The organism is Chitinophaga sp. W2I13 (assembly GCF_050434005.1).
In the GTDB taxonomy this organism is placed as follows: domain Bacteria; phylum Bacteroidota; class Bacteroidia; order Chitinophagales; family Chitinophagaceae; genus Chitinophaga.
The window spans coordinates 4,304,502-4,322,625 of the sequence record NZ_JBNPWD010000001.1 but is presented as its reverse complement, the minus strand read 5'-3'; the positions used below and the strand labels follow the sequence as shown (position 1 = coordinate 4,322,625).

Genomic DNA, 18,124 nt, shown 5'->3' with positions numbered 1-18,124 from the left:
TATTTATCAGAGTGTGATGTTGATCCCGATCGTATAGCTTTTCAGAATGGGATAGTTATTACCATTACCGGAACTGTTCTGATCCGTTACAGCATCGGAACGGCGGATACTTTCCACATCAAGGTCGCGGGTAACTTTATACAGCGGCGACCACGACCAGAGGTTTTCCGCGGAGAGATAAACGCGTGCGGACGTCATCCTGGCACGCGATACCAGCGAGTGTGGGAGGTTATAACCCAGCTGCAGGTTTTTGAGCCGTATGTATGCCACATTTTGCAGGTATTTTGATTGCGGCGGGTTTAATTCACCCGCGCCGTTTTGCGCCACATACCCGCGATAGCGTGGGAAGTATGCATCCGGGTTGTCTTCCGACCAGATCTTTCCCTGCTGTGATTTAGGCATAAAGTTATAGGGCCTGTTATACTGTCCCCAGAATACATCTGACTCTGATCCCGGCCACCAATCCTGTTGTAATACACCCTGGAAGAAGGCGCCGATAAAGAAGTTATTCCAGTCGGCGCTCAGGTTGATTCCATAGGTATACCGCGGCAGGGTGTCACCGATGATGGTAAGATCTCCATGCTGGCTAAGTGTATTTGCACCATTATTAATATTAGGATCGCCGTCCAGGTTTTTAAACCGTATATCGCCTGGCAGCCATTGTCCGCTGTTGGAGGCTTTAAAGAGCGCCTGTGTTTTGGCGGCCTGGGATACGTTATCTTTTGTCCAGTAGCCATCGTTGGTATAACCCCATATTTCACCGAAGCGCTGCCCTACATAATAATCCGTGAGTTTATTATTGGTGTTGTTGTATTTGGTGATGGTGGCTTTATAATCGGCCATAGAAACGCTTACTGCGTAGTGCAGTGACTTTGCTGCTACATTAAACTGGTCTTTCCACCCCACAGTAACTTCCCATCCTACTGTTTTCAGGTCGGCATAGTTTCCTTTGGGTACATCTGTACCAAATACAGCGGGAAGTGTTTGTCCTACGGTGAACATATTTTTGGTGATTCTCGTATAGGCGTCCCCGCTAATGGTGAGATGGTCATTGATAGCAGAGAGGTCCAGTCCGAGATCGCGGGTAGTGGAGGTTTCCCAGGTAAGGCCATCCGGCAGCACCACAGGTTGTGATGTTTGTTGCTGCTTTACGCCGTTGATCACGCGGGATGATTGTGTGATGGCCAGTTTTTCCTGGTAGGCGTAGGATGCCACATTACCATTACCCAGGGAACCATAGGATCCTCTTATTTTCAGATCGGAAATAATTTTTGGCGATACTTTCCAGAAAGGTTCCTGTGCTACCCGCCAGCCTGCGGATACGGAGGGGAAGAAAGCATAGCGCTGATCGGAAGGAAATTTCGACGAACCGTCGTAGCGGCCGTTCACTTCCACGAGGTAGCGGTCTTTATATGCATAGTTCAACCGGAAGAATTCACCCATGATGGCCCAGCGGTCGTAGCCGCCGGTGGTGTTTACATTGGTGCCGAGCGCGAGACTGAGATCTTTGGCATCGCTGTACACCAGGCCGTTGCGGGTGGTAGCGAATCCTTTGTAGGTCGACTGCTCATAGTTGAACCCAACGAGGGCTTTAAAGTAATGCACATCTCCCCCAAAACGGTTTTCATATTCACCATACAGATTAGAGGCGAGGTAGAGGGTATTGTAATTGCTCATCATAAGATCGTTGTAGGCGTTGCCCACATAAGCAATTACACCTGGCGCTGCGCTGTAAGGTACGGGTACGCGTAAACGTTTCTGGTTATCGGCGGTATTCTGGAAGGTAAAGTCGCCTTTCAGCCTGAATTTATCTTTATAAATATTTGCTACAAAGCCGGTGGTGTTCCTGAATACCTGTTTGTTCCAGTCGAGTCCGTTTTTACCATAATACATATCCCCTACCGTGTAAGCGGCAGAGGCGGTGAGGGTACCATCCGGGTTGAGCAGCATGGAAGAAGGATGCGCTTCATCGGCCATATTGCGCCAGATACCACCCCCTTCGCCTACGTTGAGCGGGTTATGATAATCCCTGTTGGAAAATTCTGTATTGTTATACACCTGTAAAAAGGGGAACAGCTGGATGTTTCCTTTTGCGCGCAGGTTATACATTTTATAATCGTCGGTGTTAAAGCGGAACAACCCATCCTGGCCATAATAACGACCCGTGAGGTAGTAGCTGGCTTTACCGCTGCTGCCGGAAACGGTGAGGTTCTGGTCTGTAGCGGTGGTATGGTTTTTATATAGCAGGCCGTACCAGTCGGTATTGCCATAATACTCATAGTTACCTGCGGCATTCACGATTGTTTTTGGCAGGGAGGGATCATCCTCATGCGCTTTCAGGGCATCCAGGTATGCTTTAGAGAAGGGTTGTGTTTTATTAATGTTTTGCGGCGACTGGGAATAATCATTCCAGGCGCTCCAGGCTTCATTGAAGTTTTTGGCATATTCGTAACCGTTAGTCACCATATCGGGAACGGTAGTAGGCTTTTTAATAGAGTAATTAGAGGAGTAGCTTACACTCAGCCTGTCTTTCACCGGTGTTTTTGTGGTGATGAGTACTACGCCGAATGCGGCTCTTGCGCCATAGATGGCGGCAGAAGATGCATCTTTTAATACAGTGACGCTGGCCACGTCGGCGGGGTTGAGCATAGCCGGATCCCCTTCTACCCCATCGATAAGGATAAGGGCACTTCCTCCCTGTCCGATAGATGTTGTACCGCGGATATTATAGGCGGGCGACTGGATCGGTTTTCCATCGCCGGGTACCAGGTTGAGGTTGGGGATCATGCCCTGTAACCCCTGACTGAGGTTTGGAAGCGGGCGGTTTTCCAGTACTTTACCGGATACCTGTGCAACGGCCCCGGTAAGATTTGCTTTCTTCTGCGTACCATATCCTACCACTACCACGTCGTTGAGGTTGGATATATTATCTTTTAATACTACCTGGATATTAGTTTGATTACCTACGGCGAGGGTATCCGGTTTGTATCCGACAAAACTGAATATCAGGCGGTCGCCGGCAGTAGCATTGATACTGAAATTACCCTTGGTATCGGTGTTGGTGCCGGTGCCCGTGCCCGACAGTTTAATAGACACCCCCAGCAACGGCTGGCCGGCGTCGTCGACCACCCTGCCCTTTACCGGGTGCGATTGCGCAGTGCTTCTGAATGCGTAGCCTAGCAGCAGTAGAATGCATAACCATCTCTTCATGGTGATTCTTTGATTTTGTAGATCAGGAATAATAAAATGTCTGCTGCAAATAAGGAAGTGCGGGTTAACGGGCGGGTTAACTGGTGATTAACGGCGTGAATTAACCCAAAATAAATTATGAAATGCGTGTATAATCGCCTAAATTAACACTAGAAAAGTTTCTTAAACTAAAGTTAACTTTCAGATCGGAGATAATACTTATTTAGCGAGTAATTTGCCACGTTATTGAAAGCCGGTGACCCGCTTTTACCATAGGATAATTGAAAAATTCTTACAGCAATAATTGTAAGGCCGCCAATGTACAGATCTACTCTTTTGTTATTAACGTTACTGACTATTACTATCATCAGCAAAGCCCAGGAAGCTTACGGACTGGAGTTTGCGTGCAAGAATATCCCGCAGGAATCGCGCACTTCCCTTGATCTTTTCCCCGGGCAACCTTTGGTTGTGAAAGATAAATATGCCCTTTCGTTTGACCTGTCTTTCCTTCCTTTTTCTTCTTCTTATTTCGGGTATATTTTCCGGATAACCGATGAAAAGAAACAAAATATTGACCTGATATATAATGTACATACGTATGCGTTTAATGTGGTTACCGGTAATGAATTTTCCGGGATTTCTTTTAAGATAGACCGGGATTCCCTGTACCATCAATGGAATAACATCCGGCTGGACATTAACACCCGTGCGCATACGCTGCTCGTTACTGTAAACGGGAAAGCAGTAAAGAGTATCCGTCACCCGGTTATTTCCGGACACCAGCTGAATATTTGCTTCGGCGCCAATTACCGCAAAACATTCAAAACCTTTGATGTAGCGCCCATGCGGCTCAAGGATGTGAAAATTTCCGCCGGGCAGGAGTTGCTGCACCACTGGCCGCTAGACCAGGTAAGCGGTACGGTTACAAAAGATGGGTTCACCGGGCAAACTGCCACCATTAAAAACCCCATTTGGCTGCGGCCACAATTCACCGGATGGCAGCTGGCCGATTCCTTTTCTATTAACAGCAATGCCAGTGTAGCGATGAACCCCGCTACTGAAAATGTGTATATCACGGGGAGGGATTCCATATATCAATACAGTTGCAGTTCGCACACATTGGCTGCCAGTACGCTCGGGCAGCCACAAGGCACTCCCGCCGGGATCCGGTCGGCATACGACATTGCGCGGCATCAACTGTACAATTTATTTCCCGACAGGCAACAGGTGGCCCGGTTTGATTCGGGTACCGCCAGCTGGAGTCAGTCTATTGATGCGGATGCAGTAACCAACTACTGGCATTCCAATATTTTCTTCTCCTTATACGACAGCGCCATTTATTCACTGGGCGGATATGGCGACTTCCGCTATAAAAATGAGGTACACCGGTATGATCCCGGTCATCAGAACTGGGATACCGTACATGTAACCGGCGACTTTTTCACGCCACGCTACTTAGCCGCTGCCGGCGCCAACAACGCGGGGGATTCTGTTTATATACTGGGTGGCTACGGCAGTATTACCGGTGACCAGCTGCTGAATCCACATGCGCTGTACGACCTCATGCTGTTTGATGTAAAGCGCAGGACCTTCAAAACTATTTATAAGCTGAAGGAACCGGAAGAACCTTTTGCTTTGGCCGGTAACATGATCATCAACAGCGCGCACCAGGAATATTTTGCACTGACATTTCCCAACGACCGCATGAATTCTTCCCTGCAGCTGATCCGGGGTTCGCTGAAAAACCCTACATATGTTAAAATGGCGGCCAGTTTGCCGTACAATTTCTACGATACCAAATCAGCTGCCTACCTGTTCTATTGCCCACAAAATGATAAGCTGGTAGCCGTTACCTTCTTCTCCCCAAAAAATAACATTACAAAGGCAAAAATATATACGCTTAGTTTTTCACCTTACGGCCTTGCTGTAAAAGCCCCCGCCAATGAGCGTATACCCGAATACGTTATGAGGCTGCTGCTGGCAATAGCCATTGGGTTTTCCCTGTTTTTGCTGGCGGCTGGAATTTCTGCTGTAAAAATTAATAAAACAGTAAAGGAAGATGATGAGCCGGTAATGCCCACTGAGCCACGGCAGGAAGCGCCAGCGCCGCCGGTACCGGCAACAACTATCCTTCCTGCGCAACCAGCAACGGCTGTTTATTTATTCGGGCATTTCACGGTACTCGACAAAGAAGGCAACGATATCACCCGGTTATTCAGCCCGCTGCTAAAAGAACTGTTCCTGTTATTATTCCTGCATTCCTTACCGGGTAAAACGGGTATATCTTCCGAAAAAATCAATGAAATACTATGGCCGGGGCGCTCTGTGAAAGATGCCAAAAATAACCGCTCTGTAAATATTGTAAAGCTGAAAAGTATCCTTGATAAAACCGGCATCTATACACTCGCGAAAGAAAACGATAAATGGATCTTTCATTTTGACGATCCGCAGATAAAGGTTGATCTGGCCGAGTACCTGCACTTATTGTCCGTTATTACAATCGATGGAAGCAATATTCACCGGGTTGCAGACATTGTAAAAAGAGGCGCTTTTTTGCAGGAAACAGAATACCCGTGGCTGGACAAATTCAAAGCGGATATTTCCGCGCAGGCAATTCCGCTGCTGATCCACCACCTGGAGGAACATGCAGCGGAGCCGGAAGAGGTGATCAGTATCTGTGATTGTATTCTCACCTTTGATTCGCTGTGTGAAGAAGCGGTGATGCTAAAATGCAAGGCATTGGTAACGCTGCGGCAGCATGCGTCTGCGAAGAAAATATACACTTCATTTATTGCCGAGTATGAAAGGATTTACGGAGAAACGTTTGAGATAGAATATACGAAGGCGATAGAGCAATATTAAATTAAGAAGGTGTACCATCCGATACACCTTCTTCTTACAACCGTTGGCGGATCACTTTCACCGCATCCCCTCTTTCCAGTTCATTATGCTCCTGCCAGCGGTCCTGCTGCTGTTTTACCAGCTCGTCCGTTTGCCAGGCGAGGAACTTTGCTTCCAGTCGTTCCAGGCATAGCTGTTTATTCTGCAGTTGTGAGCGGCTGTCCATTGCCAGCACCTGTAATCCGCTGGGGCGGTGAATACCACGAACGGCGGTTTCCACTTTATTCACATGCTGACCGCCCGGACCCGCGGCCCGGCAGGTTTCCAGCGTTACGTCTTTCGGATTCCACTGCACCTGTTTTTTGATATCGAATACAGATACGCCCACGAACCAGTTTTTACGTTTGTGAAATTTACGGTAGGGACTTTGTGCAATCCACTGCACCGTACCTTCCCACGATCCGCAAAAAGCCGTTATATTTTTCCCCTTGAGCAGCAGCGTAGCAGAAAGCAGGGTACCGTTAATATCTCCTTTGATATTTTCCAATACCTGTATGCTGATGCCTGCTGCGCGGCCTTCCTTTATCATTATTTCCTGCACCTTTGCCACTACCCTGCAACATTCTGCAGGGCCGCGGCCCGAGGTGATCTGTATAATCAGTTGTTCCATGTTGTTAGTCTTTATTCATTCTTACAATGGCGGGCATAAACCGGCCCTGTATGTCTACTAATTCCTGCTGTGCGCTGATAACATCTTCAATGTCTTTATACGCCAGCGGGTTTTCTTCCACGCTGCCGCCGATGAGGGTAACACCTGCAGCGGCCAGCATTTTTTTCAAACCGGATACGGTCATGCTTTCTTTGGCTCTTTTGCGGCTCATAGCTCTTCCTGCGCCGTGGGAGGCAGAGTATAAAGCATTGTCCACGCCCTTTCCTATTACGAGGTAGGCCGCAGTGCACATACTGCCGGGAATGATGCCCATTTCGCCGGCATGAGCCGGGGTAGCGCCTTTGCGGTGAATAATCACGGACTGACCGTTTGCCAGGGTATCTTTCCAGGCAAAGTTGTGGTGATTTTCCACTTTTGCGAGCGACTGCAAACCTAGTGCCTTCATGAGGTTGAGGTGAATGCGGTCGTGACACGCTTTGGCATAATCACCTGCCAGGTTCATGGCCAGCCAGTATTCCTGACCCGCTTCACTGTTGAGATCCAGCCAGGCCAGCTGTTGCGCCGACTTTGGCAGCTTGCAGGTATCCATAGCGATGCGGGTATAATGCTGCGCGATGTTAGCGCCCAGGCCACGGCTGCCGGAATGCGACAACAATGCCAGGTACTTTTTGGGTGGTAGCTGCAAGGCATTGTCTTCCTTCAGTTCTATTAAACCGAATTCCACAAAATGGTTGCCGCTGCCGGAAGAACCTAACTGCCGCGCAGCTTTGGCCTGTAATTTCCGCAACAGTTCTGTCGACTGGAACGCTGTGCTGTCGAGCACTTCATGTTCCTGTGGAAATTCCAGTCCGCCTTCCATCCCAAAGTGCGTGTATTCTTTCAACGCCACTTTTACCTGGTGAGAGAAGCGTTTTAAAAAGCTTTCGCCTTCATCAGAGATGGTGAGCGCCATGCGGCAGCCAATATCCACGCCTACTGCAAACGGCAGCACGGCATTATCGGTAGCCAATACGCCACCGATAGGCAAGCCGTAGCCCGTATGTGCATCCGGCATGAGGGCGCCCTGTATGGTAACAGGCAAAGACATCGCCGTTTCCATTTGCTGTTTGGCGGAGCGTTCTATTTCTTTGGCGCCGTATACTTTCAGCTGGCCTGTTTTTTCCAGCAGGTCGTACGACTGAAAATTGCATTCCACCGGTTCATCCATAAAGGTGTCCGCTATTTTTCCCAGTATCCCGTGAGAGCGATAGCTGGCCGGATCTGCTTTGATGGCGGTTAACAGCGCCATAAGATCTGCCTTCGCTTCGTGTTTGAAATGCTTTGATATAATATTAATGACGAGGCTTCTGGCCTGGTCGTTTGTATAACCTATTTTACTAAGTTCTTTTGTTTTTATACTGCCCATAAAAGGTGATGTATGTGCGGTGATGCGGCCTTTAAAGGCACACCACAGCGGCGCCGGTAACCCGGTGCGGTATTAAATATAAATGAATGTAAATGTTGTTCCGTGCAGGAACACACCTTCCGTTGAAAGGAAAGATAAAGCAAACGGGGGCACTAACGTATCCGTATATACGAAATGTATTTATACAAAAAGTATAAGATCCATGCAAGTATTATTCCGGCTTATGTAAAAGGTAAGCAGCAACGTTTGCCTGATCAGGCAAGGAGCGAAAGGAGCGATATGTGGGTACGTTCTGTCATGATTCCTTGTATTTAAAAAGATGAAGAATAAGGAATTCGGGTGCAAAGATATAGCTATTTTATAAATACAGCCGCATTTTTTTCACATAATAATTTTAGCGCAGATAGTCGCAGATTTTAACATTTCTCCAGCCTATAAAAAAGGGTTTATAACTGTGCATGACGTAAATTTGTATGTACCCGCATTTTTAACCTCCGGAACCCGCTCCGGACGGGCTACATCAACATTATAAAACTTTTTCTTATGGACAAACAGCTCATCCGCAACGCCTATAAAGTGTACTGGCTGGAAAACGGCAAAGCGCCCGTTTCTGTTTATGCGCTCTGCAAACTTGTAGACGTTTCTGAAACCGAATTCTATGAACAATACAGTTCACTGGAAGCGGTAGAAAAAGACATCTGGTTAGCTATCTTCCAACAAACATTGGATCAACTGCATGCAGATGAAATTTATCAGCAATATAATGCGCAGGAAAAATTGCTGGCCTTTTATTTTCTCTGGGTACAGAAGCTAAAGGAAGACCGGAGTTACCTGTTATTACAGCGCAAACACTTCCGGTTACCGGACCTGTACCGCAACAAACTGGAAACTTTCCGTCACGCGTTTAGCAAGTATGTAAGCGACCTGGTGAAAGAAGGTTATCAATCCAGCGAAATCAAGGAAAGGAAATATATCTCCGACCAGTATGTACATGGTTTCTGGTTACAGGCCCTGTTTGTGCTGAAATACTGGCTGGATGATACCAGCAACCAGTTTGAAATGACCGATGCCGCCATTGAAAAAGCGGTTAACCTGAGCTTCCAGCTGATCAAATCCAATACACTGGATAGTTTGCTGGACTTCGGGAAATTTATTTTTACGCGGAAATAAGCATCATGAAAGAACAATCCAATATTCCCACTTCCAAAGTGGAAAGGGCAGGCAAATTCGTTACGACAGGACTTAAGGTAGGTACCAACTATATCAAACACTACACCCGCAAACTGATGGATCCTTCTACCACCAAAGAAGAGCTTCACCAGGACAATGCCGCGGATATTTACGATACGCTGAGTAACCTGAAAGGCAGCGCACTGAAAGTGGCGCAGATGCTGAGTATGGATAAAGGCATGCTGCCGAAAGCCTATACCGAAAAATTCGCCATGTCGCAATACAGCGCTCCCCCGCTGAGCGGCCCGCTGGTAGTAAATACTTTTGTAAAGACATTGGGGAAATCGCCTTCACAGCTGTACGACCAGTTTGACCTGCAGGCTTCTAACGCTGCCTCCATAGGGCAGGTGCATAAAGCCACCAAAGATGGTAAAAAGCTGGCCGTTAAGATCCAGTATCCCGGCGTAGCCAATAGCGTAAAGTCAGACCTCCGTATTGTGAAACCCTTTGCCATCCGCATTGTGGGCATGAACGAGGTAGACATGGACAAATATTTTGACGAAATAGAAAGTAAGCTGCTGGAGGAAACCGACTACAAACTGGAACTCCGCCGTTCTATGGACCTTTCCAGGGAATGCGCGCATATTCCTAACCTGAAATTTCCCGATTACTACCCTGAAATGTCGTCGGACCGGATCATTACCATGGACTGGCTGGATGGTCAGCATCTGAAAGAATTCCTGCTGACCAACCCCTCGCAGGAAGTGCGGGATAAAATTGGCCAGGCCCTCTGGGACTTTTACCAGTTCCAGGTACACAGCCTGAAACAGGTGCATGCAGACCCGCATCCCGGCAACTTCCTGATGCGCCCGGATGGCACTGTCGGCATTTTTGATTTTGGTTGTGTAAAGGAAATACCGGAAGATTTCTATGAGAATTACTTCCTGCTGGTTGACAAAGAGGTGTTAAAAGACGAGAAACGCCGGCACCAGATCTATACCAACCTGGAAATGATTCATCCGTCGGACAGCCCCAAAGAGGTGGAATTCTTCTCCGGCCTTTTCCAGCATATGATCGATTTGCTGACCCTTCCCTTTACGCTGGACAACTTTGATTTCGGCAACGAAGTTTATTTTAATGAAATATATGCCTACATGGATGAACTCTACAATATGAAAGAGATCCGTGATTCAAAGGTAGCGCGTGGCTCCAGGCATAGTCTTTATATTAACCGTACCTATTTTGGGTTATACTCCATTCTGAGCGACCTGAAGGCGAATGTAGTCACCGGCCCCGCCAGGATACAGGAACTGATGACCGCCAGGAAAACTGCTTAACAAGCTTTCCGGGAAAAATCCTGGAAAGCTTTGTTCTTTTCCGTGTTAGTCGTAGAATTATTACAATTGGTCGCAACTCTGCCTTGATAATTATACAAATCCCCTAATTTGCCGCCATGAAACAGGAATGGTACCAGCAGAAATGGGCAATAGTAGCCAGGCATATACTCGCATGGCTGATATTCTTCTCTCTTCCCTATTTGTTACATCCTACCAACGAAAAATATGACAGGGATCTCATGAATGAAAAACAGGCGTGGACCCTGTATATGTATTTTACCTACCTGGTATTGGTCGTGTTTTTTTACCTGAACGCCTGGGTATTTATTCCGAAACTGGTTTATAAAAAGAAAATTTTCGATTATACCCTTTACATAATAGGGGTATTTATTTTCATGTGCACCATGCGGTATGGTTTTGAAAAGATATTCCTGAAACCGCATCATATAGATATTAAACCCGCCATCCTGTTCACTTTCTTCACTTTTTTCTTTGTACTATCGGCTAGTACCGCCTTTCAGATGATTGTAGATAAAATGAAGCTGGAAAGACAAAGCAGTGCAAGGGAAAATGAGTTGCTGAAAACGGAATTGTCGCTGCTCCGTTCGCAGGTAAGTCCGCATTTTATGTTTAATGTGCTCAACAACATGGTGTCGCTGGCGCGTAAAAAGTCGGATGTGCTGGAACCTTCCCTCATCAAGCTTTCGTCGCTGATGCGTTATATGCTGTACGAAGCGGATGAGGACAAAGTTCCGTTGCAAAAAGAAACCGAATACCTGCAAAGTTACATCGACCTGCAGCAGCAACGTTTCGGGAAAAATGTAACTATCCAGGTATCGTTGGAAACGGGCAACACTTGTTATGAAATAGAGCCGATGCTGCTGATTCCCTTTGTGGAAAACGCTTTTAAGCATGGTACCGGCATGATCACCGATGCTACGATAGATATCCGGCTATATACGCGGGATGACAAATTATTTTTCTCTGTGCAGAACCGTTTCAATAAAGATTCTTCCGAAATAAAAGATAAAACCAGTGGCATAGGTCTTACCAATGTAAAAAGACGTTTGAATTTGTTATATGGAGATAATTATGTTTTGCATATAGATAAAAAAGATGACTGGTTTATAGTATCCTTGCAATTAAATCTCCACTGATGATGAAATGTATCGCCATAGACGATGAACCGTTAGCGCTGGACCTGCTGGAAGACAATATCAGCATGGTTCCATACCTGCAGCTCACCGGCAAATGCAACAACGCATTTGAGGCGATGGAGATTTTGCGGCATCAGCCGGTGGACCTCATCTTCCTGGACATCCAGATGCCGGGACTTACGGGGTTACAGTTCCTGGAATCACTGCCCAATAAACCACTGGTGATACTGATTACGGCCTATGAAAAATATGCCTTGCAAGGCTTCAATCTCGCAGTAACGGATTATCTTGTAAAACCGGTGTCCCTGGAGCGTTTTATCAAAGCCTGTAATAAAGCACAGGAGCTTTTCCTGCTCAAAACAGGTGGAAAAACAGCCCGGGAAGAGGCTGATTTCTTTTTTGTAAATGTAGATTACAGCCTGCTGAAAGTAGTATACTCCGATATCCGGTGGATAGAAGGACTAAAAGACTATGTAAAAATCCACCTGAACAGCAATCCCAAACCGATCATTACACGCATGAGTATCAAGGGATTAGAGGAGCAGTTGCCCAACTCCAGGTTTGTGCGTGTGCACAAGTCGTATATCGTTTCCATTGCCGCCATCACTGCTATCCGGAAAAACAGTGTATTCCTCGATACGCTGGAATTCCCGGTGGGCGACACCTATCGTGATGCGGTATATGCTATTGCCGGAAAGGCCGGTCAGTGATCCGACAGTTCGTAGCAGTTTTTTCCCCACTCATCTCATTTAATTTATTTTATCCATCTGGTGGGTATACTTTTGCATGATCTGAATTTATATAAAATGCAAAAGATTTATTTGTTTATCACCCTGTTTTTGCTTTCAATGAGTGCTGTAGCTCAGCCTCCCGCAGGCGCCAAAATGCCGATGGGTATGGGCATGAGCGGCCATGTATATGGCAAAATTATTGACCCCGATGGTAAAGCCGTTCCTTATGCTTCCGTAATTATCCTGCAGAACCGTATGGATAGCGCCACAAAAAAAATGAAGGAAAAACTGCTGAAAGGCGTGCTGACCAAAGGTAATGGTGAGTTCAGCCTGGAGGACCTTCCCGCCAGAGGCCCGCTGAAACTGCGGATCACTGCCACCGGGTACAAAACTGTGGAACAACCGGTGACCTTTCCTCCTTTTGAAAAGGATCTCGGCAATATTAAGCTGGCAGTAAGCACCACCCAGCTGCAAGGCGTTACTGTAGCCGGCACCAAACCGCTGATGCAGATGGATATCGATAAAAAGGTATTTAACGTGGAGAAAAACATCGTCAGCGCCGGTGGTACCGCGCTGGATGTGATGAAAAACGTGCCTTCTGTAAATGTGGACATCGACGGAAATGTAACCCTGCGTAACAGCGCCCCGCAGCTGTATATCGACGGGCGCCCGACCACCCTTACCCTGGAACAGATTCCGGCAGATGCGATTGAAAACGTAGAGGTGATCACCAATCCTTCCGCCAAATACGATGCGTCCGGTGGTAGCGCCGGTATCCTGAACATTGTGCTGAAAAAGAATCGCAAAACGGGTTACAACGGTAACCTGCGCGCCGGTGTCGATAAACGCGGCGCTGTAAACGGCGGCGCGGACTTTAACCTGCGCCAGGATAAGGTAAATATTTCCGCCAGCGTAATGGGCAACCAGATGAAAGGACGTACCAATGGTACCACCGAGCGTAACAACTTTGCAGATGAACCGGCTACCAACATCAACCAATACAACGCCAACAAAACAGATGGCGGTTTCGTTTTTGGTAAACTTGGACTGGACTGGTTTGTTACCAACCGTATCACCTTGTCTGTGGCCGGGATCAAGGTGCATGGCTCCATGAACCCTTCTGAAAGGATCGATATTAATACCGACACCCTGAATAAAGCCGGTGATATAAGGTCCTTCAGTCAGCGTAACTCCAGTTCCCATAACAAGTTCAACGCTAACGGCGTGGTATTGGGCATGAAACACCTGTTCCCTAAAGAAGGGGAAGAACTGACCGCCGACTTCAACTATTTTGGCGGAAAGAGCGATAATAACTCCGACTACCGGACCGACCGTTATGCCGGCAGCAACATCAGCGGCAGCGATATACAACAGATCCTGGGTAATGGCGCCATGAGCTTTATGACCATCCAAACGGATTATGTAAAGCCCTTCAATGGTAAATTAAAGCTGGAAACCGGGTTAAGAGCCTCTGTCCGTAAAATTAAGAGCAACTTCAACAACTATATGCTGGACCCGGAAACAAAGGAATATGTACTGATACCGGCCGCCTCCAATAATTATAAAAACAGTGATAATGTATACGCCGCTTATGTAAGCATATCCAACACCATTGGTAATTTTGGTTATAAAGTAGGTGTACGTGCAGAAAGTTCCAACTACACGGGTGATTTGCTCAACAACGGACAGCATTTCTCCAACAACTACCCGGTAAGCCTGTTCCCATCCCTGTTTTTAAGCCAGAAGCTGAAACACGACCAGGAACTGCAGGTGAGCTACACCCGTCGTATTAACCGGCCTAACTTCTTCCAGCTGATTCCGTTCACCGACTCTACCGATAAGCTGAACATTACCAAAGGTAACCCCGGGCTGGTGCCGGAGTTCACCACTTCACTGGAAATGTCGTACCTGAAAACGCTGAAAGGAAACAATACCATATTGGCATCTCTCTACTACAGGCATACCAACAACCTGATCACCCGTTACCTCACAAAGGAAACCGATCCGGTAAATGGCCAGGAACTGCTGGTGAACACTTATATCAATGCGAATTCCAGCTATTCTGCCGGTGCGGAAGTGACTGCCATGTATAATTTCACCAAATGGTGGAGTGCTACCGCGAATGTGAATCTCTACAATTCGAAGATCAATACAGATAATGTAACGCAATCGCAGGATGCGCTCTGGAGCTGGTTTGGTAAGCTCAACAGCACCTTTAAGCTGCCGGCAAATTTTGAAGTGCAGCTCACAGGCACTTACCAGTCGAAAACCAATCTGCCGGTGAATGACAACAAGAACGTGCAGGCCGGTCCGCCTATGCAGCAGTCGCAGAATGCTTCACAGGGCTACATCGCCTCTTTTTATGGTGTAGATGCCGCCATCAAAAAAAGCTTCCTGAAAAACAATGCGGCTTCGGTGACCTTTAGTATAAATGATATCTTCAGGACACGCTGGTCTGACCAATATTCACAAAGCGATTATTTCACGCAGTATTACAGCCGCCTCCGCGACCCGCAGATGATGCGCCTGACATTTGCTTACCGGTTTGGTAAAATTGACGCCAGCCTGTTTAAGAGAAAGAACATGGGTGCAGGCATGCAGGGAATGCAGGAAGTGATTCAGTAAGAAGTTGCTTTAAAGTTTAAAGCACCGGAATGCGAGGGCATTCCGGTGCTTTTTTTTTATGGATTCCGGCCGTTCTCCCCCGGATATAGCAAATACACGGCATCACTTTGCCACACTTCCTTCGTATCCACATTCATGGCGGATATTTTGCCTTTGAAGGCCGCGCCGGTGTCGATGTTATGCACGTTGCAGGCGATCATGGGGAGTTCCTCACCGTAATTAAGACTAGGGGTATGACCGATATAGATTTCTTTGAACTGCAGCAGTCGTTTTGGATAAAACATAGAGTTCTTCGGAATGCTGCGGTCCATTGCCAGGGCGAGTTCCCACAGGCTTCGGTCCCAATAGAGCATGGGTTCAAACCTTTCATGGGCGGGGCCGTGGGTGGAAGTGAACCCGGCGTGTATATACAACCTGTTTTGGTCATCGATGTAATACATGCGCATGCGGTTCAGAAATTCCTTGTGGCCTTCCAGCGCTGCGGGCGATAATTTATTGAAGCTGTCTACCGTAGCTTTGCCACCGTTGCGTTGCCATGAGGCTTCGGGCATTATGCCATTCAGCCAGGATTCGCACCAGGCGTCGTGGTTTCCTTTTATAAAAATACAGGTGTGTTGTGATGCCAGTTCCATGAGCCAGGTGATGGTTTCGGCAGACTCAGACCATCCATCTACATAATCACCTAAAAAAATCAGTGTATCGGTTGTTTTCGGCGCGATACGCTCTACCAGCTGTTTGAGGGCTTTCAGCGCACCGTGTATATCACCTATTACGTAGGTTGCGGGCATGTTTTGTTTTATTTGTACATAATGTCTGTTCGCAGCACATATTTCACACCGGCGGTAAGCAATGCACCTTCATGCCGCAGCGGGTGATGAAATATCAGGGCGGTACCTGTTTCCGGGCGGATAATTTCGCCGGAAGCAAAAATGGTTTCCCCGCCGGTATATGCTTCGTTCAGATAGATCATAAAAGTATACTGGCTGGCTTCAAACCTGTTCCGCTCAAAGCTGCCGTCCTTGTGCATTTTGAAGCGTTGTCCCGGGCTGTATTTATAGAACCGGAACAACTCATTCACACCGGAGGCCGTTCTGTTTTCTTTTCCTTCTGGAGCAAAATTTTTCAGCCGTTCCCAGATAAAGGTAGCATAAGCCAGGTCTTTATACAAGACCCGTTCATTATTTCGTACACCTTTTATCATCCGTTGTACACCGCCGCCTACGTCTACGGTGGCTTCCTCGTAGCCCATTGCTTCACTTTTTTCTATGAGCTGGGCGCATTCTTCCGTGCTGAGGAAATTTTTGACGGTCAAAATTTCGGAGGTGTAAGTGATTTTTTCCATAACATCAGGTTTCAGTGGGAATATTGATCTGGAAACTATTTTTCTTCAGTTGTTTATTGAACTTGTACAGTTCAGGATGCCTGTTCTTCAACCCTTCACGTTTCAGGCCGGTGTTGATCACGTAGGCGGCGTCCAATATTTTGCGGCGGAAGTTGCGCCGGTCGATGGTTGTTTGCAGGATACACTCATACAGTTCATGCAACTCCGTAATGGTAAACAGTTCATCCAGCAATTCAAATCCTACGGGGTAATACTGGATCTTTGACCGGAGCCTTTGCTGCGCCTGTTTAAAAATATGTTTATGGTCGAAGCCCAGGGCAGGCATTTTCCTGACATTGAACCATTTTACATCGTTGGCCATACTACCAGCCACCACATCGAATTTAGCGGGGTTAATGAGTGCGTAATATCCCACAGCTATTACCCGGCCACGCGGATCCCTGTCGGGTGCGTCAAAGGAATAAAGCTGTTCGAGAAATACTTCCTTCATGCCCAGCTTCGTTTGCAGGATGCGGGAACAGGTGTCCAGGAAGGTCTCTTCCATTTGCAGGAAGCCGCCCGGTAAGGTCCAGCAGTCTTTGAACGGCTCCTCCTTACGGTTCAGCAGCAATACCGACAAGGTATTGTTGTGGTAACCAAATACCACCAGGTCTACCGCCAGGGAGGGGTTCTTATACTCGTGGAAAGACTTCATACTCTGTTTGCGTCATTTTAACGTGAAGTTAAGGATTTTTTAGGGAGATAACCTAAAAATGAGGGGATTTTATCTGTAAACAAAAAGGCGGCGCCGAAGCACCGCCTTTTTTTATTTGGACCCGGGATAGGATTATTCCAGTCATCTCATAACCTACAACTGTTACACTGTTAAAGTAACAAGATGCAAATATACACCCCGGTATCTATATAAAGTAGACCGCTATCCCGAAGGTTACCAGTATTTATGGATGATGGGCCAAAGTCAGGATATCTTTTACTTCCAGCACCGGTTTCTTGTAGCCAAAACGGGTAACATTGATCATTGCCTGCCCTACTTCTGCCAGCGTGGACACCCACTGTGGAAAAACCCGCCGGAAGAACGGGTAAGCCCAGGTCATATACTTATAGTATTTCTGGGTATACCTCAGTCCATCGGTAGGCAGCATGAACCCCGGCCTGAACATATACGCCGCCTTGAACGGTTGCTTCAGCAGGTCATTCTCGGTTTTGCCCTTTACCCGCGCCCACATGCTGCGCCCTTTCCCCGAGCTGTCGGTGCCCGCACCGGAAACATAGCAAAAGATCATATCTGAATTAAGCGCGGCCAGTGTTTTAGCCACTTCCATGGTAAGATCATAGGTGACCCGCTTATACCGGTCCTCCTTCATTCCCACAGAAGAAACACCCAGGCAGAAGTAGCAGGCATTATATCCATGCAGCTTTGTGGCGATAGGCAGCATGTCATAAAAATTTTCATGAATGATTTCCTTTAGCTTGGGATGCTGCACGCCGCAGGGCCTGCGGTTAATCACCAACACCTCCTTTACATCCGGATGAAGTAAACATTCGTGCAGCACCCCTTCTCCTACCATCCCGGTACTTCCTGTAATAATGGCTCTTATCTCCATAGGAATATTTTAATTTCAGATATCCCTGAATTTAAACCTTTCATTTAACTTAA

The 18,124-nt window shown here is 47.2% G+C and carries 13 protein-coding genes; 6 read left to right on the top strand and 7 right to left on the bottom strand.

What is annotated here, in order from left to right; all coding sequences use genetic code 11:
* Positions 1 to 6 precede the first annotated feature (6 nt).
* Positions 7 to 3,210 (bottom strand): SusC/RagA family TonB-linked outer membrane protein, encoded by a 3,204-nt coding sequence (locus QFZ48_RS18040; protein WP_429050678.1) that lies wholly within the window; start codon positions 3,208 to 3,210, stop codon positions 7 to 9.
* A gap of 297 nt (positions 3,211 to 3,507) precedes the next feature.
* On the opposite strand from QFZ48_RS18040, the gene QFZ48_RS18035 reads away from it, so the two are divergent.
* A complete protein-coding gene (locus tag QFZ48_RS18035) occupies positions 3,508 to 6,051 on the top strand; it encodes a hypothetical protein (protein ID WP_429050679.1) in 2,544 nt (847 codons plus the stop codon).
* Between the two features lie 34 nt (positions 6,052 to 6,085).
* Here QFZ48_RS18035 and prfH read toward each other — a convergent pair whose 3' ends face one another.
* Together prfH and QFZ48_RS18025 are read right to left on the bottom strand one after the other, a co-directional pair.
* Positions 6,086 to 6,700, bottom strand: a complete 615-nt coding sequence (gene prfH, locus QFZ48_RS18030) for a peptide chain release factor H (protein ID WP_429063139.1) — start codon at positions 6,698 to 6,700, stop codon at positions 6,086 to 6,088.
* A 4-nt stretch (positions 6,701 to 6,704) separates the two neighbouring features.
* Positions 6,705 to 8,105, bottom strand: a complete 1,401-nt coding sequence (locus tag QFZ48_RS18025) for an RtcB family protein (RefSeq protein WP_429063138.1) — start codon at positions 8,103 to 8,105, stop codon at positions 6,705 to 6,707.
* 543 nt (positions 8,106 to 8,648) lie between these two features.
* Here QFZ48_RS18025 and QFZ48_RS18020 point away from each other — a divergent pair.
* The 5 genes from QFZ48_RS18020 to QFZ48_RS18000 all read left to right on the top strand — a co-directional run bounded on the left by QFZ48_RS18020 (position 8,649) and on the right by QFZ48_RS18000 (position 15,125).
* Positions 8,649 to 9,275 carry a TetR/AcrR family transcriptional regulator gene (locus QFZ48_RS18020; protein ID WP_429050682.1) on the top strand — a complete coding sequence of 209 codons (627 nt, stop codon included), beginning with the start codon at positions 8,649 to 8,651 and terminating at the stop codon, positions 9,273 to 9,275.
* 5 nt (positions 9,276 to 9,280) lie between these two features.
* Positions 9,281 to 10,612: an ABC1 kinase family protein gene (locus tag QFZ48_RS18015; protein ID WP_429050683.1), complete on the top strand. Its 1,332-nt coding sequence runs from the start codon at positions 9,281 to 9,283 to the stop codon at positions 10,610 to 10,612.
* A gap of 116 nt (positions 10,613 to 10,728) precedes the next feature.
* Positions 10,729 to 11,769 carry a sensor histidine kinase gene (locus QFZ48_RS18010; RefSeq protein WP_429050684.1) on the top strand — a complete coding sequence of 347 codons (1,041 nt, stop codon included), beginning with the start codon at positions 10,729 to 10,731 and terminating at the stop codon, positions 11,767 to 11,769.
* Entirely contained in the window at positions 11,769 to 12,479 is a 711-nt protein-coding gene (locus tag QFZ48_RS18005) for a LytR/AlgR family response regulator transcription factor (RefSeq protein ID WP_429050685.1), read from the top strand. The genes QFZ48_RS18010 and QFZ48_RS18005 overlap by 1 nt, the downstream gene beginning before the upstream one ends.
* 96 nt (positions 12,480 to 12,575) lie before the next feature.
* Positions 12,576 to 15,125: an outer membrane beta-barrel protein gene (locus QFZ48_RS18000; RefSeq protein ID WP_429063137.1), complete on the top strand. Its 2,550-nt coding sequence runs from the start codon at positions 12,576 to 12,578 to the stop codon at positions 15,123 to 15,125.
* 56 nt (positions 15,126 to 15,181) lie between these two features.
* Here the strand turns inward: QFZ48_RS18000 and QFZ48_RS17995 are convergent, their stop codons facing one another.
* From QFZ48_RS17995 to QFZ48_RS17980, 4 genes are all read right to left on the bottom strand, one after another.
* Positions 15,182 to 15,913, bottom strand: a complete 732-nt coding sequence (locus tag QFZ48_RS17995; protein WP_429050687.1) for a metallophosphoesterase family protein — start codon at positions 15,911 to 15,913, stop codon at positions 15,182 to 15,184.
* Between the two features lie 8 nt (positions 15,914 to 15,921).
* Positions 15,922 to 16,467 carry a 2OG-Fe(II) oxygenase gene (locus QFZ48_RS17990; RefSeq protein ID WP_429050688.1) on the bottom strand — a complete coding sequence of 182 codons (546 nt, stop codon included), beginning with the start codon at positions 16,465 to 16,467 and terminating at the stop codon, positions 15,922 to 15,924.
* Between the two features lie 4 nt (positions 16,468 to 16,471).
* Positions 16,472 to 17,161 (bottom strand): NUDIX hydrolase, encoded by a 690-nt coding sequence (locus tag QFZ48_RS17985; RefSeq protein WP_429063136.1) that lies wholly within the window; start codon positions 17,159 to 17,161, stop codon positions 16,472 to 16,474.
* Positions 17,162 to 17,405: 244 nt separating this feature from the next.
* Positions 17,406 to 18,071 (bottom strand): epimerase, encoded by a 666-nt coding sequence (locus QFZ48_RS17980; RefSeq protein ID WP_429063135.1) that lies wholly within the window; start codon positions 18,069 to 18,071, stop codon positions 17,406 to 17,408.
* Positions 18,072 to 18,124 lie beyond the last annotated feature (53 nt).